This is a genomic window from Lactiplantibacillus mudanjiangensis (genome assembly GCF_005405385.1).
Taxonomy (GTDB): domain Bacteria; phylum Bacillota; class Bacilli; order Lactobacillales; family Lactobacillaceae; genus Lactiplantibacillus; species Lactiplantibacillus mudanjiangensis.
This window is the reverse complement of the sequence record NZ_BJDY01000004.1, coordinates 47,397-69,865: the sequence shown is the minus strand read 5'-3', so window position 1 is coordinate 69,865 and position 22,469 is coordinate 47,397. Positions and strand designations below refer to the sequence as shown.

24 protein-coding genes, 1 other RNA gene and 1 other annotated feature are annotated in these 22,469 nt (G+C 42.6%); of the genes, 5 read left to right on the top strand and 20 right to left on the bottom strand.

The window, feature by feature from the left end:
- Nucleotides 1-53: 53 nt before the first annotated feature.
- The 3 genes from ffs to FFM84_RS08540 all read right to left on the bottom strand — a co-directional run bounded on the left by ffs (nt 54) and on the right by FFM84_RS08540 (nt 1,316).
- An RNA gene (ffs, locus tag FFM84_RS08550) (signal recognition particle sRNA small type) lies at nt 54-151 on the bottom strand.
- A 47-nt stretch (nt 152-198) separates the two neighbouring features.
- Entirely contained in the window at nt 199-702 is a 504-nt protein-coding gene (gene tadA, locus FFM84_RS08545; RefSeq protein WP_130844853.1) for a tRNA adenosine(34) deaminase TadA, read from the bottom strand.
- 5 nt (nt 703-707) lie between these two features.
- Entirely contained in the window at nt 708-1,316 is a 609-nt protein-coding gene (locus FFM84_RS08540) for a class I SAM-dependent methyltransferase (RefSeq protein ID WP_130844852.1), read from the bottom strand.
- Between the two features lie 228 nt (nt 1,317-1,544).
- Here FFM84_RS08540 and FFM84_RS08535 point away from each other — a divergent pair, with 228 nt between their 5' ends.
- The 4 genes from FFM84_RS08535 to FFM84_RS08520 all read left to right on the top strand — a co-directional run bounded on the left by FFM84_RS08535 (nt 1,545) and on the right by FFM84_RS08520 (nt 5,757).
- Nucleotides 1,545-1,775, top strand: a complete 231-nt coding sequence (locus FFM84_RS08535) for a redoxin NrdH (protein ID WP_130844851.1) — start codon at nt 1,545-1,547, stop codon at nt 1,773-1,775.
- A gap of 119 nt (nt 1,776-1,894) precedes the next feature.
- The gene (gene nrdE / locus FFM84_RS08530) at nt 1,895-4,060 is read left to right on the top strand and encodes a class 1b ribonucleoside-diphosphate reductase subunit alpha (RefSeq protein ID WP_130844850.1); all 2,166 of its coding nucleotides are present in this window, start codon (nt 1,895-1,897) and stop codon (nt 4,058-4,060) included.
- A gap of 29 nt (nt 4,061-4,089) precedes the next feature.
- The gene (gene nrdF / locus FFM84_RS08525; protein ID WP_130844849.1) at nt 4,090-5,100 is read left to right on the top strand and encodes a class 1b ribonucleoside-diphosphate reductase subunit beta; all 1,011 of its coding nucleotides are present in this window, start codon (nt 4,090-4,092) and stop codon (nt 5,098-5,100) included.
- An 81-nt stretch (nt 5,101-5,181) separates the two neighbouring features.
- A complete protein-coding gene (locus FFM84_RS08520; RefSeq protein ID WP_130844848.1) occupies nt 5,182-5,757 on the top strand; it encodes an LOG family protein in 576 nt (191 codons plus the stop codon).
- Between the two features lie 568 nt (nt 5,758-6,325).
- Here FFM84_RS08520 and mprF read toward each other — a convergent pair.
- The gene (mprF, locus tag FFM84_RS08515; protein WP_130844847.1) at nt 6,326-8,941 is read right to left on the bottom strand and encodes a bifunctional lysylphosphatidylglycerol flippase/synthetase MprF; all 2,616 of its coding nucleotides are present in this window, start codon (nt 8,939-8,941) and stop codon (nt 6,326-6,328) included.
- 236 nt (nt 8,942-9,177) lie between these two features.
- On the opposite strand from mprF, the gene FFM84_RS08510 reads away from it, so the two are divergent.
- The gene (locus FFM84_RS08510) at nt 9,178-9,363 is read left to right on the top strand and encodes a hypothetical protein (protein WP_130844846.1); all 186 of its coding nucleotides are present in this window, start codon (nt 9,178-9,180) and stop codon (nt 9,361-9,363) included.
- 79 nt (nt 9,364-9,442) lie between these two features.
- Here the strand turns inward: FFM84_RS08510 and rplL are convergent, their stop codons facing one another.
- The 16 genes from rplL to radA form a co-directional block, all read right to left on the bottom strand.
- The gene (gene rplL, locus FFM84_RS08505; RefSeq protein WP_130844845.1) at nt 9,443-9,811 is read right to left on the bottom strand and encodes a 50S ribosomal protein L7/L12; all 369 of its coding nucleotides are present in this window, start codon (nt 9,809-9,811) and stop codon (nt 9,443-9,445) included.
- 59 nt (nt 9,812-9,870) lie between these two features.
- Nucleotides 9,871-10,374: a 50S ribosomal protein L10 gene (gene rplJ, locus FFM84_RS08500; protein ID WP_130844844.1), complete on the bottom strand. Its 504-nt coding sequence runs from the start codon at nt 10,372-10,374 to the stop codon at nt 9,871-9,873.
- Between the two features lie 29 nt (nt 10,375-10,403).
- Nucleotides 10,404-10,523, bottom strand: a sequence feature (ribosomal protein L10 leader region).
- Between the two features lie 57 nt (nt 10,524-10,580).
- Complete coding sequence (gene rplA / locus FFM84_RS08495; protein WP_130844843.1) at nt 10,581-11,270, bottom strand: 50S ribosomal protein L1; 690 nt, start codon at nt 11,268-11,270, stop codon at nt 10,581-10,583.
- A gap of 99 nt (nt 11,271-11,369) precedes the next feature.
- Nucleotides 11,370-11,795 carry a 50S ribosomal protein L11 gene (gene rplK, locus FFM84_RS08490; protein ID WP_130844842.1) on the bottom strand — a complete coding sequence of 142 codons (426 nt, stop codon included), beginning with the start codon at nt 11,793-11,795 and terminating at the stop codon, nt 11,370-11,372.
- 97 nt (nt 11,796-11,892) lie between these two features.
- The gene (locus FFM84_RS08485; protein ID WP_130844841.1) at nt 11,893-12,780 is read right to left on the bottom strand and encodes an alpha/beta hydrolase; all 888 of its coding nucleotides are present in this window, start codon (nt 12,778-12,780) and stop codon (nt 11,893-11,895) included.
- Between the two features lie 24 nt (nt 12,781-12,804).
- Nucleotides 12,805-13,353 (bottom strand): transcription termination/antitermination protein NusG, encoded by a 549-nt coding sequence (nusG, locus tag FFM84_RS08480; RefSeq protein ID WP_130844840.1) that lies wholly within the window; start codon nt 13,351-13,353, stop codon nt 12,805-12,807.
- Nucleotides 13,354-13,458: 105 nt separating this feature from the next.
- Nucleotides 13,459-13,644, bottom strand: a complete 186-nt coding sequence (gene secE / locus FFM84_RS08475; RefSeq protein WP_130844839.1) for a preprotein translocase subunit SecE — start codon at nt 13,642-13,644, stop codon at nt 13,459-13,461.
- 11 nt (nt 13,645-13,655) lie between these two features.
- Nucleotides 13,656-13,805 carry a 50S ribosomal protein L33 gene (rpmG, locus tag FFM84_RS08470; RefSeq protein ID WP_130844838.1) on the bottom strand — a complete coding sequence of 50 codons (150 nt, stop codon included), beginning with the start codon at nt 13,803-13,805 and terminating at the stop codon, nt 13,656-13,658.
- A 67-nt stretch (nt 13,806-13,872) separates the two neighbouring features.
- A complete protein-coding gene (locus tag FFM84_RS08465) occupies nt 13,873-14,430 on the bottom strand; it encodes a sigma factor (protein ID WP_130844837.1) in 558 nt (185 codons plus the stop codon).
- Between the two features lie 183 nt (nt 14,431-14,613).
- A complete protein-coding gene (locus FFM84_RS08460; RefSeq protein WP_130844836.1) occupies nt 14,614-15,162 on the bottom strand; it encodes a YacP-like NYN domain-containing protein in 549 nt (182 codons plus the stop codon).
- Nucleotide 15,163: 1 nt separating this feature from the next.
- Nucleotides 15,164-15,943, bottom strand: coding sequence for a 23S rRNA (guanosine(2251)-2'-O)-methyltransferase RlmB (gene rlmB, locus FFM84_RS08455; RefSeq protein WP_130844835.1), 780 nt, complete (start codon nt 15,941-15,943; stop codon nt 15,164-15,166).
- Nucleotides 15,933-16,343, bottom strand: coding sequence for a Mini-ribonuclease 3 (locus FFM84_RS08450; RefSeq protein WP_130844834.1), 411 nt, complete (start codon nt 16,341-16,343; stop codon nt 15,933-15,935). The genes rlmB and FFM84_RS08450 overlap by 11 nt, the downstream gene beginning before the upstream one ends.
- Before the next feature lies 1 nt (nt 16,344).
- Entirely contained in the window at nt 16,345-17,757 is a 1,413-nt protein-coding gene (gene cysS, locus FFM84_RS08445) for a cysteine--tRNA ligase (protein ID WP_130844833.1), read from the bottom strand.
- A 280-nt stretch (nt 17,758-18,037) separates the two neighbouring features.
- Nucleotides 18,038-19,528, bottom strand: a complete 1,491-nt coding sequence (gene gltX / locus FFM84_RS08440) for a glutamate--tRNA ligase (protein ID WP_130844832.1) — start codon at nt 19,526-19,528, stop codon at nt 18,038-18,040.
- Between the two features lie 160 nt (nt 19,529-19,688).
- Nucleotides 19,689-20,900, bottom strand: coding sequence for a PIN/TRAM domain-containing protein (locus tag FFM84_RS08435; RefSeq protein WP_130844831.1), 1,212 nt, complete (start codon nt 20,898-20,900; stop codon nt 19,689-19,691).
- 20 nt (nt 20,901-20,920) lie between these two features.
- Complete coding sequence (gene radA / locus FFM84_RS08430; protein WP_130844830.1) at nt 20,921-22,294, bottom strand: DNA repair protein RadA; 1,374 nt, start codon at nt 22,292-22,294, stop codon at nt 20,921-20,923.
- Nucleotides 22,295-22,469: the final 175 nt, after the last annotated feature.

The window sequence follows — 22,469 nt, the reverse complement described above, 5'->3', positions numbered from 1 at the left end:
ACAGATTTTTTTAAATAAAAAGCTCTCAACCAGATGGCTAAGAGCTGTTACATTTCATAAAAACTTAAGGCACAAGATGAAGCAAACTTAGTGCTGCTTCCTTCCGGACCTGACACGATTCGTAAATCCACCCTTGCCTTAAGGCCTTACGGCAAATACTATAATACATGATTTAAGTGAATAATGCTAGCCATCCGCTTAATTTTTTTCGGTAGCTTCGCGACGTGCTTTTTTAGCAGCCTTTTGCCGATCACGAATCTTCCGAAAAAACGTTTGTAGAAGTTCGCCAGCCGGTCGCGCTAACACCCGTTCATGAACCTCCACTTGGTGGTTTAAACGCTCATCATCAAGTAATTGATACAAACTATGGACGGCCCCAGCTTTAGGATCACGTGCCCCGTAATAAACCACCGGAATTCGTGCATTAATAATGGCGCCACTACACATAATGCAAGGTTCTAGTGTCACATATATCTGACAGTCTTCCAACCGCCAACTATGCAAGTACTCACAAGCTTCTTGGATCGCCAAAACTTCGGCATGGAGTGTCGCATCTTGACCATGCTCCCGTAAATTATGACCACGACCAATAATCTCGCCGTCATGGACAATCACGGCCCCAATCGGGACTTCACCGATCAAATAAGCCAATTTGGCTTCTTGTAAGGCTTCACGCATCCAATCTTCTGGTGTTGTTGTCATCGCGATCAGGCCTCCTTTACACTTTGCAAAATATAGTAGCCTTTATCCTTCTTAATAATCGTACAATTGCCAAACGTCGTCGTCATTAGCTTTTTAGCTGACGGTGCGCCTTGTTTTTTCTGTAAAACCACGGTTAAGGTGCCTTGCGTCATCAAATGATCATAGGCCCCCGTTAGCATCGTTTCAACCACCGCTTTGCCGGCACGGACTGGTGGATTGGTCACAATACCTGCATAGGTTTTACCGGCCAATTGTTCATAACTGTCCGACGTCAAAATGTCAACATTCGTGAGTTGATTTAACGCCGCATTTTTACGGGCTAAGCTTAACGCTAATTCGTTAACATCGACCATCGTCACCGTTCGTTCTGGTGATTGATAAGCCAACGCTAACCCAATTGGACCATAGCCAGTTCCTAGATCTAAGAGCGGGCCATCAGGTAAGTCGGTTGGCTCAAAAGCCGATAATAAAGTTCGGGAGCCATAGTCGACCGTCCGCTTAGAAAAGACGCCATTATCGGTCGTAAACGTAAATTGGTGATTAAAAATTTCAAATTGCCACTGTTTTTCGTCATGCACAATATCTGGATTGTGTGTATAATAGTAATTAGTCATGAATTAGTTTCCTCGAGTTTTTAGGCTAGTTCTATGATAACTGATTCACCGAACAAACGACAATAAATTTACCGAAAATTAATTTGGGCGTCTTCGTCCAGTCATAGCACAACATCTAGTGGGTTTATCAAAATTAGGCCACCAGATGTTGTGCTTTTTTGATTGTTTTTTCGATAGCTTGTTGTATACTAAATTTATCGATTAAACGAATTAAAGGTGGAACTAATTATGAAAAAGATTACGGTATTTACTAAAAATAATTGTATGCAATGCAAGATGACCAAGAAATTTTTGACGGCGCACAACATTGCGTTTGAAGAAAAAAATATCAACGTTAACCCTGAATACGTGGACTACTTGAAGGATCAAGGTTTCCATGCTGTACCAGTCGTTGAAATCAATGGCGAAAGCAGTATCGCTGGTTTCCGTCCAGATGCTTTGAAGCAGTTAGCGGTTTAAACACCTATGTTTTTTTGTATTGCCCAATAATCAATGATTCAACCGACCCACAATCAATAGTCATCTAATGATTGTGGGTCGTCCATTTGGCCTAAGTCTATGTAGAAAGAGGAATTCCCATGACCCTAAAAAATTTGAGCGACGTCACGTACTATGATTTGAACAACGAAATCAATATTCCGGTGAATAATCAGATTCCATTGAACAAAGATCAAGATGCACTAGCCGCTTTCTTAGCGCAAAACGTGCAACCTAACACCAAACAATTTGATAGTTTAAAAGCACGATTTGACTATTTAGAAACTCACGACTACTTAGAAACTGGCTTCTTAGCTAAATACGACTTTGCTTTCATCGAAAAACTCTACGACTATTTAAAATCACAAGACTTTCATTTTAAAACCTTCATGGCCGCCTACAAGTTTTACGCGCAATATGCTTTGAAGACCAATGACGGCGACTATTACTTGGAAAACTACATCGACCGCGTTGCCATGAACGCTTTGTATTTTGCCGATGGTAACGAACAGTTAGCCCTCGATTTAGCTGACGAAATTATTCATCAACGTTATCAACCCGCAACCCCTAGTTTTTTAAACGCTGGTCGGTCACGTCGTGGTGAACTAATTTCTTGTTTCTTGATCCAATCAACCGATGACATGAACTCAATCGGTCGGACCATTAACTCAGCTTTGCAATTATCTCGTATCGGTGGTGGCGTCGGCATCAACCTCAGTAACTTACGTGGGGCTGGTGATCCGATTAAGCATATCGACGGTGCCGCTAGTGGCGTGGTACCGGTCATGAAATTATTGGAAGATAGTTTTTCTTACTCTAACCAATTAGGTCAACGCCAAGGCGCTGGGGTGGTTTATCTGAGTGTCTTCCATCCAGACATCATCGCTTTTCTATCCGCTAAGAAAGAAAATGCCGATGAAAAGATTCGCTTAAAGACACTATCTTTAGGGGTCACCGTCCCTGATAAGTTCTATGACTTGATCAAAGCCGATGACGATATGTATCTCTTCAGCCCTTACGGTGTTGAACGTGAATACGGCGTGCCATTCTCTTATGTTGATATTTCTAAAGAATACGACAACATGGTCAAAAATCCGAATATTAAGAAAACCAAGTTAAAGGCCCGCGACTTGGAAAATGAAATTAGTAAGTTACAACAAGAATCCGGCTATCCATACGTGGTTAACGTAGATACAGCTAATCGCGAAAATCCAATTGACGGTAAAATTGTGATGAGTAACTTGTGTTCTGAAGTCATGCAAGTTCAAACGCCATCACACATTAACGATCAACAAGAATATGAAGAAATGGGGACCGATATTAGTTGTAACCTCGGGTCAACGAATATTGTGAACTTGATGGCTTCACCTGACTTTGGTCACTCAATTGACGCGATGGTTCGCGCCTTAACCTTTGTCACCGACCATTCCAATGTTGATGTCGTCCCTTCAATTCAAAAAGGCAATCGTCAAGCCCATACCATTGGTTTAGGTGCGATGGGCTTACATGCTTACTTCGCTAAGAACCAAATGGTCTATGGAAGTAAAGAAGCCGTTGATTTTACCAATATCTACTTTTTACTCTTAAATTATTGGACCTTAAAAGCTTCTAACGCCATTGCGCGTGAACGACAAGAAACTTTCGTTAACTTTGAAAAATCAAAATATGCTGATGGGTCATACTTTGATAAGTACACCGAACAAACCTGGCAACCAAAATATGACAAGACTATCGCTTTATTTGACGGTATCTTCATCCCCACTCAAGCTGATTGGGAAGCCTTAAAAGCTGATGTTATGCGTGATGGGCTGTATCACCAAAATCGGATGGCCGTGGCACCGAATGGCTCAATTTCTTATATCAATGACACAACCGCTAGCCTTCACCCCATCATCAACCGGGTTGAAGAACGGCAAGAAAAGAAAATTGGTAAGATTTATTATCCCGCTCCATACCTATCTAATGATACAATTGATTATTATAAGTCAGCATACGATACCGATATGCGTAAAGTCATCGATGTTTATGCGGCGGCACAACAACATGTCGATCAAGGAATGAGTTTGACACTCTTTATGCGTTCAACGATTCCGGCTGGTTTGTACGAATGGAAAGATGGTCGCACCGACAAGATGACGACTCGGGACTTAAATATTTTACGAAATTATGCTTATAAAAAAGGCATTAAGTCGATCTACTACATCCGGACCTTTACTGACGATGATAGTGAAGTCGGCGTCAATGAATGTGAAAGTTGCGTTATTTAGGACATTAGATTTTTAGGAGGACACTCACTATGGCAACAGATTTGGCTTACTACCAAAAATTGCTCGACAACGGTAACTACAAAGCAATCAACTGGGACCGAGTTTCAGATGCAATCGATAAAAGTACTTGGGAAAAATTAACTGAACAATTCTGGTTAGATACCCGGATCCCCGTTTCTAATGATATGGCGGACTGGCGCGAATTAGATGACGACCATCGTTGGGTGGTTGGTCACGTCTTTGGGGGGCTTACGTTACTAGATACGTTACAATCTCAAGATGGGCTTCAATCATTGCGGCGTCACGTCATTACCCCACATGAAACGGCCGTCTTAAACAATATTCAATTCATGGAATCCGTCCATGCCAAAAGTTATTCGACGATTTTTGAAACACTAAATACTCCAGATGAAATTAATGAAATTTTCGACTGGAGTGACAGTGAAGAATATTTACAAAATAAGGCGCAATGGATTTACAAACTTTACGATAATTTAGACGAAGATCCATTGAAACAAAAAGTAGCCAATGTCTTTTTGGAAACTTTCTTATTCTACTCTGGTTTCTATACGCCACTCTATTACTTGGGGCATAACCAATTACCTAACGTCGCTGAAATCATCAAATTGATCTTGCGGGATGAAAGTGTTCATGGGACTTATATTGGGTATAAATTCCAATTAGGTTTCAAAGAACGTTCTGAAAAGCAACAAGCTGAATTCAAGGACTGGATGTTCGACTTCTTATACAAGTTGTACGAAAACGAAGAAAACTACATCCACTTGGTTTACGATCAAGTTGGCTGGTCTGATGAAGTCTTAACCTTTAGTCGTTATAACGCGAATAAAGCCTTAATGAACTTAGGTCAAGACGCCCTCTTCCCAGATACTGCGGAAGATGTTAATCCAGTTGTCATGAACGGGATTTCAACCGGGACTTCTAACCATGATTTCTTCTCACAAGTTGGGAACGGTTATCGCTTAGGCCAAGTTGAAGCCATGCAAGATACCGATTACGATATTGGTGACCCAGACGACTAATCTTAATGACCTTAAAAAGTTTGGGCTAATCCCCAAACTTTTTTATTACAGTTTTATACAGAAAGGTGCCTTTCAATTCTCATGTCAATTCATAATATTTGTGTTTTTTGTGGTTCCAACTCTGGTCTCGATCCTGAATTTTCAACTAAGACTGTTGAATTAGGTCAATATTTGGCCGACAATGATTACCAATTGATCTATGGCGGTGGCGATCATGGTCTAATGGGCAAAGTTGCCACGGCGACTTTAGCCGCTCAAGGCCGCGTCATTGGAATTATTCCCCACTTCTTAGTCGAACGGGGCTTAGCGCTTAAAGATGTCACGACCTTCGTGGAAACCAAGACCATGACCGAACGCAAAGAAAAAATGTTACATTTAGCCGATGCCTTTATTGTGCTACCTGGTGGTTTTGGCACTTTCGAGGAATTCTTACAAATGCTTTCTTGGAGTCAGATGGATATTCATCAAAAACCAATTGCGTTATATAATATCAATGGCTTTTATGATCCATTAATTGATATGCTTCAAAATAGTACCAAAATGGGCTTTGCGCCAGTCGAAAATCTTGATTTATTTATTGACGGTCATGACCTCGATGAAATCTTTACTGGCTTCGACCAGTTCAACCATGTTTTACCCATGAAATATACTAACTAAACTCAAACAGGCCCGATACTCACGCTGGAGTATCAGGCCTGTTTTTTTAATTAATGACTAAAGGTTGAAAGTTAAATGTATTAGTCGAAACTTTAGCAACATTGACTTAAGTTGGATTAAATTTGTCACCTACGCCAGCCAGCGATTCTGCCGGCTGCGGGGACCGGCTCCAGCCAAAATACGGGCTTCCACCTCGCTTTTAAGCCTAGCCCAAACCGCTAATCTCAAAAGTCGTCCATATCGTAAGCCCGGGAAAAGCACCCGGACTTACGATATTTTCACGGCCGGCGCCATCACTGGCTGACTCCGGTTATCATGCGGATGCTAGTTAATTAGCAATCACTATCATAACCGAGAGTGCCTCCACATTGAGCTCATCCTGGCGTTTTTGAAACACGGGGTTAGTGGTTCAAAACGACGGTTCAGACCGCTTTTTGGCTGAACCGGTCCGCCCACAGCGTTCCGGCTCAATGTGGGCGAACGGTAGGTGGAAAGTATGACTAGTTTTGATCGATGAATGCTTATCATATCAACGAATATTGCTAAAACCTAGCTTTCAAGCTTTAGATTAATGACGGGTACCATTTTGAAGCCATTTCGGCATTAATATCGTTCGTTGATGTGGTTTCTTTACCCGGGTATTCACCACTTGTAACAATTGCAAAATAGTGAAGATCAACGAATTTCGTTTCCGATAAGCAATGTATTTCGGTGCCCAATCAGTCACGTATTTTTCCTTATACGAGCGTAACCCCTGGAAACCATACAGTTGATACCCATATTCATAAATCAAATGGGCAATCTTTTCTTGGATAAAACTGTATCGTGACACCCCAACACCGGCCAGTGGCGCCATGCCCATATTAAAGTAGCGATAGCCATCTGTTCGAGCTTGTTCAAACAAATGAACAAAAACCGTATCCATAATTCCTGATGGGGCCGCCTTGCTAGAACGCATCAGATCAATTGACGTTACTTGATCATTCCCCTGTGGCATTACATTGGCAAACGCCACAATCTCATGTGCTGGACTGTAAACGACTGCGACTGGTGCTGCATTCAAATAAGTCTCATCAAAAAAGCCTAATGAGAACCCTTTTTCCGTTTCACCAGCCAACCAGCTATCTGAGACCGCTTTTAACTCGGCCATCGTTTCAGCGCTAAATGGTGGTTGTAAGATCGCAAATTCATATTGATCACGGCTAAATTTATTCATTAACGCCCGTTCAGCCCTTAGTCGTTTACCGGCTAAAGTGAATTTTTCTAGATCAACATGCCCTTCTTCACCAGTCTTAATAAAATCAAAGCCCATTTCGTGCAACCGCATCGTCAAGGTTTCGTTGATTTCATAAAAGACTAGTGAATAACCATCACTGTCAGCATCGTCCATCAGCTGTTCTAAGGCCGGCTGCAGCTGGTCCTGGTTACCAAACGGTTCACCCATTAAAACCAGCTTATCGGCCTTAATTTGATACAGGAAGGCGATTTGATCGACGCCATCCACTTGATAGTAGTAGACCAGCTTATCATTCAAAAAGGCTAAATGTGAAATTTCATTACCACCAAATTGAGCAATCAATTGCTGGACACGTGCTGCTTCAAGCTTTTGTCCTAACCGTTCGTTATGACCACTGGCAAAGTAGCGTTCCATGGCAACTAAGATCATCGCCGCGATCACTAATCCAATCACTCCAAAGAGCCATAGTTTCTGTGACGGGAAGAACAGCGCGTCTGGCACCGTATGTCGGTGATGAATCTGTGGGGCGTTATAGATCCCGACAATCGTGTATAACACGAAGGTGATGACATAGACACACCCCACCCATAACGTTTGCCCCCACGAAAAGGCCAACCGTTCTCGATAATAAGCGTGGTGTGATAACGCAACGAAAGCCAAAATAAGGACTAAGAAAATAATAAACTTCATTGAGATGGCATCATAAACAACTAACCAACGTACCGTATTTAAAATGGCGATTAACAACACCACCACTGTCGGCCAAAATGCTTTTTTCACGCGCCCCGCCGTTCCCATCGCTACCCCAATCAGTAAGAAAGCCATAACAATACTACTTGCTTGGTTAATGAAGAAAAACGTAAACGGATAGACCCGTAAAAACAGTTTGTTATTGTACGCAAAATTAGGCACCGTTGACATCAGTAACATTAAGAAGCCCGACATGTATAAGAACACCGTCAAGACCATCTGGGCAAATCGTTGTAAAGCCGACTTCGGAATCCCTTCTAAATGAACATTGATTCGATGACCGGTATCGTGGACAAATAGACCTAAGCCAATAGCAAATGGAATAATATAGTAAAACAGCCGATAGAACAGTAGCCAAGCAACCGCATCCGGTCGTGAGACTCCAACGGCTCCTAAGCCGAAGATCATAAACACATCAAATGACCCAATCCCACCTGGGACCATTGAGACTTCCCCAACAACCGAAGCAATCACAAACAGTGGCACCACCGCCGCAAAATCGATTGGTAAATGCATGAAGTTCCCAATTAAGAGGAAGAACAAGACGCAACCGGTCCATTCCCCAAAAGAACCACTCAATAACCGAACAACATTACCAAGCGTTAAGCCATCAAAAAATTCAGAATCATTGATCCGCGTAAAAATGAAAATTGCTGGAAAATACAGGGCCCCACCGACTAACCAAATCCAATAGCTATCGTAAACCTGACCGATTCCAAATCCGTAGACCAAAACTAACGAAATCATACAGTACAGTGACAAACCTGAAACTAAAAATAAAGCAATTTTAGAAATCGCAAAGACAATTTGCTTCTTCGAGGCACCCTTATTGTAAAAGTTAGCGCGTAGTGACGCCCCCAAAACGCCCCCGAAGCCACCAATATTCGTGAACGTATTTGTAATCCAACCAGCTTTAGCAATGTACCCTAACGAATAATGATTAGGTAAAAATTTCGTAATCATGAGATCGTAAGTCAACATGGGCGTCACTGCAATAATTCCAATTACGACCATACTTAATAAGTGCCACCAACTCTGTGAGGCTAAGGCCATCCCTAACTGCTCACCTGACACTTCTTTGGCAATTTTGCCGACCTCGGTAATGACGAATAACAAGACTGAAAAAACAAATAATGCTTTAATTAGTCCCATTCGTTTATTCAAGACCGTCCCAAGTTTTTGTAACGTTGCCTTCAAAAATCATTCCCCCAATAATCTAATTGTTCTTATTATCGCAATCTTACCCGATTTACACAACCACCGTCGCCCCGCTTTAACCGAGTCTTTACTTGCGCATTAGTTCGTTAATAATTTGTAAAAATTTATTATTTGCGTGAAGGGGAACGTATATTCTGTGGATTGTGTTATGCTCATAGCAACTTAAATTTACAAGCTATCGTTCCGTTACTTCCATCAAGAGAGGAGCCGATTACATGTTAACGACACTTCAGACTCAACTTATCCAGCAAGCACTACCCAGTTACCCACTAACACCAACACAGCTTGCTCACCTATGTCTACCGGAGCCTCACAACTCTCATGAAAATCAACGCTACTTACAACAATTATTGGCACTGGCGCAAGCCGGTCGTCAGTTTGAACACTTTCATGAAGCCTAAAAGTTGGTACAAAAAAAGCCCGCTCAGGCCATTTTACAATGGTCCAAACGGACTCGGGTTGTTCCTTTAAGCAGTTAGACTACTTAAGGGTAACAACACCACCAACTTCTTCAAGCTTAGCTTTCATGTCGTTAGCTTCGTCTTCTGAAACGCCTTCTTTAACGATTGAAGGTACGTTATCAACAAGAGCTTTAGCATCTTTCAAACCAAGGCCAGTGATATCGCGGACAGCCTTGATAGCTTTAACCTTTTGGTCGCCTGATTCAGTTAATTCAACATCGTATGAATCCTTAGCTGCACCAGCGTCGCCACCAGCAGCACCAGCAACAGCAACTGGAGCTGAAGCTGAGACATCGAATTCTTCTTCGATAGCCTTAACTAAATCGTTTAAATCTGAGATTGAAGCTTCTTTTAATGAGTCGATAATAGCACTTTTGTCAAAAGCCATTTTGTGTTCCTCCATTTTATATGAACTATATTTTTTTTTAGTTATTTAACACCAACAGCCTAAGCTGCGTCTTCGTCGCCCTTTTCAGCAACCGCCTTAACAGCGTATGCCACGTTACGAACAGGTGCTTGTAACAAGTTAGCGATAGTAGCCAATAATTCTTCACGTGATGGCATCGTAGCGTATTCTTGGATTTCTTCAAGAGTCGCAACTTTACCTTCGACCATCCCACCCTTTAATTCAAGAGCATCGGCAGTCTTAGCGAAGTTAGCTAAAATCTTAGCTGGTGCAATCGCGTCTTCGTTAGAGAAGGCAACGGCAGTAGGACCAGAAAAGACATCGTTTAAGTCAGCATAACCAGCTTTTTCAGCTGCACGTACCATGATTTTGTTCTTGATAACGCGCATCTTAACACCAGCTTCACGTAATTGCTTACGTAAGTCAGTAACTTGTTCAACTGTCAACCCACGGTAATCTACAACAATAGCAGATACAGCAGCCTTCAATTGTTCTGCGACTTCTTCAACTTCTTTTGCTTTTACAGCAACAGTTTCTTTACTCAAAAGATTCACCTCCCGGAATTTTTGTTCAGGGATTTATAAAAAAATCCCTATGCCCACCAAGACATAGAGAAAAAACAATTTTTCCTCGGCAGGTATCAGATTAAGGCCAATTAGGCCGCCTGAGTCTTAGGTAGAGATATTACTTAACCTCTAGTAATCTATCATAGATTACCCAAGGGGTCAATTGTTTTCAGAAAATCTAATCCTTAAAATGAAGCTAAATCAACACGTACCGCTGGGGTAAAGGTTGAAGTAACAACTAAGTTTTGGATGAAAGTCCCACGTACTGAGGCTGGACGAGCTTTAACGATGACATCTTCAATGGTCTTGAAGTTACCAACTAACTTGTCAGTATCAAATGATACCTTGCCAACAGGAACATGGACATTACCGTCACGATCAGTCCGGTAAGTCACCTTACCAGCTTTTGAGTCGCTAACGGCTTTAGTAATGTCCATCGTAACCGTACCAGTCTTAGGGTTAGGCATTAAACCTTTAGGTCCAAGTACTCGACCTAAACGACCAACTTGGGCCATCATGTCTGGGGTTGCGATTGCAACGTCAAAGTCTAACCAACCGTCTTGGATACGGCTAACTAAGTCAGCTTCACCAACGACGTCTGCACCAGCTGCTTCGGCTTCTTTAGCCTTATCGCCTTTAGCAAAAACGATAACAGTTTGGTCTTTACCAGTACCATTAGGTAAAACAACCGCACCGCGAAGTTGTTGGTCAGCTTGTTTTGTATCAACGTTCAATTTGAACGCAACTTCAACAGTTGCATCAAATTTTGCGAAATCCATTTTTTTAACTAAGTCTACCGCTTCAGTTACATCGTAAGCTTTGTCACGATCAACGAGTTTAACGGCATCTTGGTATTGTTTACTTTTCTTTGCCATCTAAGTGTTTTCCTCCTTGCAAATGTGGTTCAAACGGAGATTTCCTCCCACTTGACACATTCATTTTAATGAAGTGTCCGACATACTCTCAGTACTGAATTAGCCTTCGACGGTGAATCCCATACTCCGAGCAGTACCTTCGATCATGCGCATAGCTGCTTCTACATCAGCTGCGTTTAGATCTTGCATTTTAGTTTCAGCGATTTCCTTAACTTGAGCAGAAGTTACCGTAGCAACTTTCTTCGTGTTAGGTTCGCCAGAACCATGTTCAACACCAGCAGCTTTCTTTAAAAGAACGGCAGCAGGTGGGGTCTTAGTAATAAAGTCGAATGAACGATCTTCATAAACTGTGATCACAACAGGAATGATCATACCAGCTTGGTCAGCGGTACGAGCATTGAAATCCTTTGTGAAGCCCATGATATTGATACCTGCTTGACCCAATGCGGGGCCAACTGGTGGAGCGGGTGTTGCTTTACCCGCAGGAATTTGTAATTTAACAACGTTAGCTACTTTTTTAGCCACGAGATATTCCTCCTTCGTGATGTGGTAAATGGAGCTGAGTTTTTGCTCCTCCCACGTAAACGTGCATACGTGACGCACAAACGATATTGTAACATAATCATTTTTTATCGGCAACCGTTTTTGTTTTATCTGGATATAAAAACTGCACAATTTGTCGATCGACTTCATAATTTTCATGCAGTCTTGAATGTCGAGCATTCTTGCCATGCACCACAAACTCTTGATACTGGTCCACAACCGGACGCAATAAAAACCGCAATGACAGTGCACTATTCACCGCAACGGCCCCATCACTTTGGGCATCGTCACCAATATTACCCGCAATATTCAAGTATGAAATCGTATTGGGTAACCGTTGTAAAGTTCGCAAAAAGTAGTTATAAACTGCCGTCGTTTGTGTCGGGCCGCTCGCCGTTAACGGATGATTTTCAATCGGATACGTGTTTTGTCCGACTTCACTATCATTAAATGGTGCCCCAATGGTCACCACTTTTCGAACTTCCGGCAAGTTGACCAACCGGGCCGCCGTCGTTAAATATTGAAACAACACCACACCACCCATTGAATGAGCGACCAAATTAATGGTTTGAACGTGTTCATGTGCCAACAAATATTTCACCACAGCTAACACCCCTTGTGCCTGTTGTCGCACCGACACACGCGGCGTCGTAAACACCAACTGAACCATCGGCCGATATTGATCCAACTGTCCAGTCACATGCGGATGATTATAGCGATCAATCATCACGACTAATGATTTATTCGCAATTGAACCAGTCACAAATCGTTGTAACATGCCGCCAAACGAAAAACGGTTACCCGCATAGCCAGGAATAAATAACGTCACGGCACTGTCATCCGCATTTTGCGGCGTTGGTGACGCCATCAAATGTTGTGGGCGCCCGTACTGAATAAATTTATAAGTAATCCGGCTCAACACCGCCACAATCAGTACGACAATCACCACTAAGATCAATGTTGCCACTGTTGACCACCAGCTTACTTTAAATTAGACGATTTGATCAACTTGATCAAAATCAAGTTCCGTACTGGTTTCTCGACCGAACATGTTGATATTTACTTTTAACTTCAACTTTTCAGTATCAATTTCGGTAACTTCACCGGTTAAGCCAGAAAAGGCCCCATCAATGATCGTCACTTGTTCGCCAACTTCAACATTTAATTCAGTATGACGGGCACTCATCCCTAATTGATGTAAGATGTTTTCAGCTTCTTCAGGCAATAATGGCGTTGGCTTACTCCCTTGACCATGTGAGCCCAAGAACCCAGTGACACCTGGTGTATTCCGAACAATGTACCAAGCTTGGTCAGTCATGACCATTTCAACAAGGACATAGCCAGGGAAAACTTTTTTCATTTCAACTTTATCTTTCCCATTTTTGACTTCGTGGGATTCTTCTTCTGGCACAACAACGCGGAAAATATTATCTTCCATCCCCATTGATTGGGCCCGAGATTCCAAGTTAGAACTTACTTTATTTTCATAACCAGCATAAGTGTGTAAGACATACCACTTTTTTTCAACAGATTCGACCATGATTGAACTCCTTTAAAGTGTCTTTTAAGTAAAATAAAAAAACCTCGCCAAGACGAAGTTTTCTTTCAATAACCGTATTATAACAAATTTTTTGTTAAATGACCATTAATGCCATGAGGTTAACATGTTCAATAATAATTGGATAATCCAATCGAACAAGGCAAAGAATGCCGTAAAGAACAAGGATACCGAAATAACGGTCCATGAATCTCGCCGATTTTCTTTCCAAGTTGGCCAGGTTACTTTTTTCATTTCTTGTCCAACAAGACCAAAGAACTTAAATAATCGCATATAAACTCCCCCTACCGCGTTTCACGATGAAGTGTGTGTGTACCACAAAATTTACAAAATTTCTTTACTTCTAAGCGGTGAGTTCGATTAGGGTTGGCATCAATCGTGTAGTTTCGTGAACCACAAACCGTACATGCCAAGGCTATTTTCTTTTGTGCCATCGATACAAACCTCCATAATTAATCAAGCTTAACATTAGCATGGAATTTTTTGAATGTCAATCAATCCCTAGCTTGCCAATTGTTGCTTCAACTTACGGTGACACCGATCAACCGCATTCATCACCGGCGCTAAATCCACCGCTAACTGCCGGGCAATGACTTCTGGACTAAACCCGGCCAGTAAGCCATCAAAGACTTGGGCTTCAAACCTAGAACAAGACAACGGAAACGCCGCGACCACTTGGCGAACATGTACGGTCACATCTGGTTGTAGATGAGTAACTAACAATGCCTCTTGCACATCTTCGGTTGGTAAGTCGAGCGATAATACGTCGCGGTCAGGCTGGCGCTTATATGCTTGTGAGCGTCGAATCAGATCAACGACTCGATGTTTCAGTAGCAATCGATAAAACGTGCCGAAACTGCCCAGTTGTTGGGCATCATACTTGACTGCTGAGCGATAGATTGTCAAACGTGCTTCCTGTAACCAATCGTCATGATCAAAGTTCTTAATGAAATAATCTCGTTGCAATTTTAGCATGACGGGGGCATATTGCTTCGTCAGCACAGCGATACTCTGATCGTCTCCCTGTGCTGCCAAACTAATTAACTGGTGTTCGTCCATGTAACGCTCCTTTTAACTGGATTTACAGAAGCCACACCCCTGTCGCATCTGTGCGTTAAATATACCGAGCAACTAACTTGTGCACAAGCGAACTCACGTTTTACTTTTCACATTGAACTCACACTATTAATTTTTTTAATTGGTGAAACCTTTACACGTTATCAAAAAACAAGTTTTACCTAATTATTTCCGTTTATACGGTGGTTCAGGTGTTTGTTCCAACTGTTGTCGAAACTTATCCAACTCAGACAATTGTCGATCATTCCATGGTGATTTTCGCACGGAACCTAAATCTTGTGACTTAAGCGCCGTGTGTCGAACTTCTTGCAAGGATTCGCGAACACGTTTACGTAATTCCAAGGCTGGAATACGTAAGGCCCCTTCTGAGAAAATCACCCATTGCTCAGCTTGATCACTAGTGGCTACCGTTACTTGTAAGACTCGTGATTGTTTATCGCCAGCCAGCTTTTCAATATAACTGTCCGCCGTTTGATCTTTACTCGTCCAAACAATTTCTAAATCAGCTTGCCGATAACTTTTTGAATTACCCGGCACATACATCGCATCGAATACCACCGTTATATCTAGGCCAGAAATCTTTTTATATTCCGTTAAAGCTGCTAAAAGTTCATCACGCGCTTCAGGCAACCGTTCCGTTTGTTTGAGCTGATTGAGTTCTGGCCAGTTACCAATCATATTATATGCATCCACAATTAATAATTGTCGTTTCATATTATTTTCCTAAAGGATGTCGTGACGTATAGCCTTGATAGATCAACAAGCTGGCGGCCACACTGGCATTTAAACTTTGCACGTGACCAATCATTGGAATGGTTAACATTTCGTCAACGCTCTTCTTCAATAATGGTGAGATGCCCTTGCCTTCGTTCCCAATAATGAGGCCAACCGCACCGCTGGCATCCCATTGGCGATAATCCGTCCCATTCATATCAGTCCCAAAGATCCATAAACCTTCGGACTGCAACTGCTTAACGGTTTGGACCAAGTTCGTTACCCGCGCCACTTTGACGTGTTCAATTGCGCCAGTCGACGTCTTGGCTACCGTTCCTGTCAAGCCAACGGCACGTCGCTTAGGAATAATAATCCCATGTGCACCCGCAGCATCGGCCGTCCGCATAATTGAGCCTAAATTATGTGGATCTTCAATGTTATCTAAGATCAAGAAAAATGGTGGTTCATTTTTAGCCTTAGCTACGGCAAATAAATCGTCAATTGATGCGTATTCAAATGCTGCCACACCAACGGCTACCCCTTGGTGATTGCCATTGTCGGTTAGTCGATCTAACTTCTGCTTTGGCACATACTGCACAATTAAATTCCGTTTTTTGGCAATTTTAGCAATATCATTTAACACATCGGCTTGAAGGCCGCTTTGAATGAACACTTTATTAATCTGTTGATCACTCTTGATCGCTGCCATTGCCGGGTGCCGACCAATCACAAAATCAGCTGGTTCATTAGGTGTTGCTTGGTTACGTTCATTATCTGCCATTTGAAACCCGCCCTTCATCCACTTGTTTAATGCACCAGCTTGCTAGTTCAGCAATCCGTGCAGTCTGTTCCGTCAATTGTAAATAACCGAAAACGGCTTCAAAGCCGGTTGATACCCGATAGGTCAACACATCAGTATGTTTAGCTGAGGTATGACTTTTCGCATTGCGTCCCCGTTTGAAGACTTCTGTTTCTGTTTCTGTTAAAACGCCATCGGTTTCCATCAACGCAATCAAAGCCGCTTGAGCCTTGGCTGACACGTAATGGGTGGCATGATGGTGCAACTTAGTTGGCTTCGTAAAGCCAATTTCGATCAAATGTTGTCTAATAAATGGTTCATATACGGCATCGCCTAAATAAGCGAGCGCAATCCCATTTAATTGTTGGTAATCAACTGTCATGTTAATCCTTTCTAAATCGAACCCCTTGGGGCGTATCTTCCAAAATAATCCCTTGTGCTTTTAAATCATCACGAATTTGATCCGCTTTAGCAAAGTCTTTGGCTTGCCGCGCAGCTTCGCGATCATCAATCAAGGCTTGAATATCTGCATCAGCTAATTCGGCAGCCGCTTCTTGGAACTTAACGCCAAAGACACCGGCGAGATCCGTTAAAGCGGTGATCAATGCTTGAACCGTGACCGTTTGGACGGTCACTTGTGCGGCATAAACATTAGCCAATTTAGCCAGTTCATAGACTGCCGCAATCCCATTTTGAACGTTAAAATCATCATCCATTGCGGTAACAAAGTTGGCTTTCAAAGCTAGTAACTGTTTCGTTACATCCGCATCGCCACCAGCGGTTGCATCTTTTAGCCGATATGTCAGGTTGGTGTAGGCATTTTGAAGTTTGCTCAAATTATTGGCTGCTTCATCCAAATTCTTCTGACTATATTGAATTGGCCGCCGATATTGGGTCGTTGCCATAAAGAAGCGTAAAATCTGCGGATCAATTTGTTTAATAATATCATGGACCGTCACAAAGTTACCGAGCGACTTACTCATCTTTTCGTTGTCATCGCCAACCGTGACAAACCCATTGTGTAGCCAATAATGGGCAAATGTTTTCCCAGTCTTAGCTTCACTTTGGGCAATTTCGTTTTCATGATGTGGAAATTCCAAATCTTGACCGCCACCATGAATATCAAACGTCTCACCTAAATACTTCGTTGACATGACCGAGCATTCGATATGCCAACCTGGACGACCGGCTCCCCATGGGGAATCCCAAGAAATTTCATCCGCTTTAGCAGCTTTCCATAACGCAAAGTCGATCGGATCTTCTTTACGCTGAGTTTCTTCATCCGCCGTATGCTGACTGGCGCCAACTTCCAAATCATCAATCCGTTGATCAGATAGCTGCCCATAATTTTTAAATTTACGTGTTCGATAATAAACATCGCCATCAACCGCGTACGCATAATCTTTAGCCACCAAATCTTGGATAAAGGCGATGATTTCGGGAATGTTTTCTGACGCCCGGGGATGGGCAGTTGCTGGTTCGATATTTACCGCAGCAGTATCTGCCATGAACGCTTTGATGAAACGATCAGCAATCGCTGGCACCGTGGTTTGGTCTTGCTTAGCGCGTTTGATCATTTTGTCATCAACATCCGTAAAGTTCGACACGTAGTCAACTTGGTAACCACGATATTCGAAGTAACGCCGAATCGTATCAAACGCAATGGCTGAGCGGGCATTACCAATATGAATATAATTGTAAACAGTTGGCCCACAGACATACATCTTCACCTGACCCGGGGTAATGGGTTTAAAAGGCTCTTTTTGTCGTGTTAACGTATTAAAAACTGAAATCATGTTGCCAGCTCCTCTCGTTTGTTCGTGAATTAAGTTTAACATGTTTAGGATCAATCGTTTTAATAAAAAAGCATCTCTCATATCAGCACAAAACTTGTCCTGATACAAAAGACGCTTCCGCGTGCTTCCACTCTTGTTTTACCGGTTAACCGGCCTCATTGCTGGGATAACGGCCACCCGGCTGCTTTCGTGATAATCGCACTTCAATTCGGTGGTCATGATGTCACACTAATCATCACTCTCTGCAGACCATCACGAATTTACTCTTATTATCAAACAGTTATTTTGCTAATTCGGCGATCATCGCATCTAAATGCTTGATAGTCGTTTCCCGACCTAGCAATTCAATCGTTTCTGGTAATTCTGGACCGTGCATTTCATGTGACACCGCAATCCGAATCGGCATATACAATTGACGACCCTTGATCTTAGTATCTTTTTGAATTGACTTAATCGTCTTTTGAATTTCAGTGGCTTCAAAAACATCCACGTTTTCAATTCGTTGACGGAATTCTTTTAAGACGGTTGGTGCCGTTTCAGCAGCCAATTCAGCTTGGGCTTCTTCGTTAATATCAGCAGGGCCATTGAAGAATAGGTCTGCTAAGTCAACGATTTGACCCGTATAGCTCATTTGGTTCTTGAATAATGACACTAACGTCCGTGTCCATTCGATTTGATTCATGGTTGGACGTTTTGGTAAACGACCAGCTTTGATCAATTGGCGAATAGACATTGCAAAGACTTCGTTTTCATCAGATTTCTTGATGTATTGGTTATTGACCCATTCAAGTTTCTTCCCGTCAAAAGCGGCTGGTGATTTACTCAAACGTTTTTCATCGTACATCTTGATGAATTCACGTTTACTGAATAATTCACTTTCACCAACTGGTGACCAGCCAAGTAAGACAATAAAGTTCAACATGGCTTCTGGCAAGTAGCCTAATTCACGATATTGTTCGATGAATTGTAAGACCGTTTCATCACGCTTACTTAACTTCTTACCCGTTTCAGTGTTGATAATTAAGCTCATGTGACCAAAAGCTGGTGGATTCCAACCAAAGGCTTCATAGATCATCAATTGTTTAGGCGTGTTAGCCACATGATCATCACCACGGAAGACGTGGCTGATTTGCATCAAATGATCATCGACAACCACAGCAAAGTTATACGTTGGCATCCCGTCACGTTTTTGAATGACGAAGTCGCCACCCACCGTCTTAGATTCGAAGGAAACGTGGCCTTTAACCATATCATCCCAAGCATAAGTTTGACCTTCTGGGACGTGGAAACGAATAACTGGTGTAATCCCAGCTGCCTTAGCAGCGTCAATTTTGGCTTGCTTTTCGTCTGCCGTTAAGCCTGCATATTCATCCACATAATGTGGCATTTCTTTACGGGCTTTTTGGATTTCACGTTGCGCCGTTAATTCATCTTCGGTCATGTAAGATTCATAAGCCTTGCCTTCATCAATCAATTGTTGAATGAGGGGTTGGTAGATATCTTTCCGTTCGGATTGACGATAAGGACCAAAGTCGCCGCCCTTATCAGGACCTTCATCCCAATCAATCCCTAACCAAGTCAAATTATCCATTTGACTCTTTTCACCGTCAGCGACATTCCGCTTTAAGTCGGTGTCTTCGATCCGAAGAATAAACTTTCCTTTATTATGCCGGGCAAATAAATAGTTAAATAACGCTGTCCGGGCATTACCAATGTGTAAATGGCCAGTTGGACTTGGTGCGTACCGCACACGAATCTTGCTCTTTGCCAATGTGATTAACGCCTCTTTCGTTTTTTTGTCAAACTTACTACATAACTGGAGCTGACTGAACTCCCGGTTTTCGGGTTCAACCGAATTGTATGGCGACAATCAGCCGCACATACGTTGCTCATCCAGTTTACAATGTTTACGCTTAAAAATAAAGTTTCGCTTACGATTTCGTCGACTTATTGCGATTATTCGAGCGGTTACCTTTATGCGCTTGTGTCTGATTGTGAGTTTGTTGAGTTGACTTAGTCGAACTTGCTTCATTAGTTGCATGATCTGAAATACCACGATTAGCATGCGCCAACCGAGCAAAGATCATCCGCCCAGCATCGGTTTGTAACGCACTAGTGACGACGACATCGACTTTTTCGTTGATGTAGAACTTCCCATCTTCAACCACGACCATCGTGCCATCATCCAAGTAACCGACCCCTTGTTGCCGTTCACTCCCATTTTTCACGACCATCACGTTCATCTCTTCACCCGGAATAACCCGCGGTTTCAATGACTTCGCTAATTGGTTGATATTTAGGACTTGCACGTTTTGGAATTCAATCACTTTGTTCAAGTTGTAATCATTAGTGACGATCACGCCGTTAACCTTTTTAGCAAGTTGAATCAACTTGCTATCAACTTCTGGCACATCTTCAAAGTCACCCTCATACATCTCAACGGGAATAATCTTTTCACTCTGTAACTTGTTTAAAATATCTAACCCGCGACGACCACGCACCCGCTTAATGCTGTCCGCTGAATCGGCAATGTATTGTAACTCATACAACACAAAGTTGGGTACTAACAAAGTTCCTTCTAAAAATCCAGTTTTGATCAAATCGTAAATCCGACCATCAATCAAGATGTTGGTATCTAAAATCTTGTAATGATGATAATTTTGATCAGGCTGTGCATCGGTAATATCGGGCTGTGGTTCTTTTTCACGTCGCCGGAAGTTAAAAACTTTCCGCCATTCGTCGATCCGAGTTGTCCCAACCCGGGCGCCAATGTAGCCAAAGAACAACATCAAAATAACGGGCACGACCGTGTTCAATAAGAATAACGGACTGCGATTGAATAATTGCGAAATCAGAACCGCGATCAATAACCCGATAATGAAACCAACACTGCCAAATAACAATGTCATTGGATTTTGCTTCGACAAATTCTTTTCAACCCGATCAACCAACCGCATTGTGGCATTCGCTAAGAACAATGACACAATCCAGAGGATCAGCGCACCTAATAAGAAATTCGTAAAGATGTTATCCAACAAGGTATTTGGTTGCGACCAAATGTTTTCCCATAAAAATGGTAAGTAAGTTAACCCTAAAGTACCACCGACCACGATGAAGACTAGCCGCACCGTTAACTTTTTCATACTTTTAACCCCTCTTCAATTTAGTTTGCTTGCAAAGCCAATTGGAGGGCTTCTTTCAAAGTCCCCACCCCAATTACGTCGATACCGCTAGGAATGTCCCAACCTTGCAAGTTATTTTTCGGAATAAAAATCCGTTTAAATCCAAGTTTGCGAGCTTCACCGACCCGTTGTTCAATCCGACTAACTCGGCGAATTTCACCCGTCAAGCCAACTTCACCAACAAAACAATCACTAGGTCGTGTTTGTTGATCGCGATAACTTGACGCGACACTCATCGCAATGGCTAAATCAATCGCTGGTTCATCTAACTTGACGCCACCAGCTGCTTTCAAGTAAGCATCTTGATTTTGCAACATTAAGTTTGCCCGTTTTTCGAGGACTGCCATAATCAAAGACACTCGATTATGATCAAGACCACTCGCGGTCCGTTTGGCATTACCGAAAACAGTCGGTGTCACTAACGCTTGAACTTCGACCAAAATCGGTCGTGAGCCTTCCATTGAAACCACGATTGCCGAACCCGTCGCGTCCTTGAGCCGTTCTTCCAAGAAGATTTCAGAGGGATTCGCTACTTCCATCAACCCGGCAGTTCGCATCTCAAAAATGCCGAGTTCATTGGTTGAGCCAAACCGGTTTTTTACGGCCCGCAAAATCCGATACGTATGATGTAAGTCACCTTCAAAGTACAAGACGGTATCCACCATATGTTCCAAAATCTTCGGCCCCGCAATCGCGCCACCTTTAGTGACATGACCCACGATAAAAATCGTAATCCCGTTGGTTTTGGCAATCTGCAACAACTCCGCGGTAATTTCACGAATCTGAGCGACAGAACCAATCGCTGACTGGATATCTGGTTCTTGCATCGTTTGTACCGAGTCAATCACAACAAATTGGGGACTCATCGATTCAATTGTAGCCCGAATATTACTCATGTCAGTTTCAGGGTAAAGATAGAAATCTTCACTTTCAACTTTTAACCGATCAGCTCGTAACTTCACTTGTGACGCACTTTCTTCACCAGTGACATACAATACTGAGCCACCCGTTTCCGCCAATTGTCCCGAAACTTGTAGGAGTAAGGTCGACTTCCCGATCCCCGGGTCGCCCCCGATCAGGACTAAAGACCCTGGCACCACCCCGCCACCTAGTACGCGATTGAATTCTCGCAACTTGGTGGTTACCCGTGGTGTTTTTGTTAAGGAAACATCTTTTAATTGTTGGGGTTTGGCTGCCTTACCAGCGAAGCTGACCCGCGACTTACGATCAGGTTTCGTATCGAAATGTTCTTCAGTCAACGTATTCCACTCGCCACAGTTAGGACAACGCCCTAAATAACGGGGCGTCGAATACCCACAGTTAGAACAAACAAATTGTGTTTTGGCTTTTGCCACGAATCCGGCCTCCTTCACCTATTATGCCTAAATTAATTCCAAAATAGTCTCAACATTTATTTTACCATGATTCCTAGCTAAAGCCGGTAAAAAGGGTGCCCTTTACCATTTTTTAGTTATTTACTAAAGGTTGAAAATTAGATATGACTATCAATCCTTGATATGACAAATTTTC

What these genes read in the sequence shown, in the direction of transcription:
- tadA (WP_130844853.1), bottom strand. Translation starts at nt 702, where the DNA reads ATGACAACAACACCAGAAGATTGGATGCGTGAAGCCTTACAAGAAGCC.
- FFM84_RS08540 (WP_130844852.1), bottom strand. Translation starts at nt 1,316, where the DNA reads ATGACTAATTACTATTATACACACAATCCAGATATTGTGCATGACGAA.
- FFM84_RS08535 (WP_130844851.1), top strand. Translation starts at nt 1,545, where the DNA reads ATGAAAAAGATTACGGTATTTACTAAAAATAATTGTATGCAATGCAAG.
- nrdE (WP_130844850.1), top strand. Translation starts at nt 1,895, where the DNA reads ATGACCCTAAAAAATTTGAGCGACGTCACGTACTATGATTTGAACAAC.
- nrdF (WP_130844849.1), top strand. Translation starts at nt 4,090, where the DNA reads ATGGCAACAGATTTGGCTTACTACCAAAAATTGCTCGACAACGGTAAC.
- FFM84_RS08520 (WP_130844848.1), top strand. Translation starts at nt 5,182, where the DNA reads ATGTCAATTCATAATATTTGTGTTTTTTGTGGTTCCAACTCTGGTCTC.
- FFM84_RS08510 (WP_130844846.1), top strand. Translation starts at nt 9,178, where the DNA reads ATGTTAACGACACTTCAGACTCAACTTATCCAGCAAGCACTACCCAGT.
- rplL (WP_130844845.1), bottom strand. Translation starts at nt 9,811, where the DNA reads ATGGCTTTTGACAAAAGTGCTATTATCGACTCATTAAAAGAAGCTTCA.
- rplA (WP_130844843.1), bottom strand. Translation starts at nt 11,270, where the DNA reads ATGGCAAAGAAAAGTAAACAATACCAAGATGCCGTTAAACTCGTTGAT.
- nusG (WP_130844840.1), bottom strand. Translation starts at nt 13,353, where the DNA reads ATGGTCGAATCTGTTGAAAAAAAGTGGTATGTCTTACACACTTATGCT.
- secE (WP_130844839.1), bottom strand. Translation starts at nt 13,644, where the DNA reads ATGCGATTATTTAAGTTCTTTGGTCTTGTTGGACAAGAAATGAAAAAA.
- rpmG (WP_130844838.1), bottom strand. Translation starts at nt 13,805, where the DNA reads ATGGCACAAAAGAAAATAGCCTTGGCATGTACGGTTTGTGGTTCACGA.
- FFM84_RS08465 (WP_130844837.1), bottom strand. Translation starts at nt 14,430, where the DNA reads ATGGACGAACACCAGTTAATTAGTTTGGCAGCACAGGGAGACGATCAG.
- FFM84_RS08460 (WP_130844836.1), bottom strand. Translation starts at nt 15,162, where the DNA reads ATGAAACGACAATTATTAATTGTGGATGCATATAATATGATTGGTAAC.
- rlmB (WP_130844835.1), bottom strand. Translation starts at nt 15,943, where the DNA reads ATGGCAGATAATGAACGTAACCAAGCAACACCTAATGAACCAGCTGAT.
- FFM84_RS08450 (WP_130844834.1), bottom strand. Translation starts at nt 16,343, where the DNA reads ATGACAGTTGATTACCAACAATTAAATGGGATTGCGCTCGCTTATTTA.
- cysS (WP_130844833.1), bottom strand. Translation starts at nt 17,757, where the DNA reads ATGATTTCAGTTTTTAATACGTTAACACGACAAAAAGAGCCTTTTAAA.
- FFM84_RS08435 (WP_130844831.1), bottom strand. Translation starts at nt 20,900, where the DNA reads ATGAAAAAGTTAACGGTGCGGCTAGTCTTCATCGTGGTCGGTGGTACT.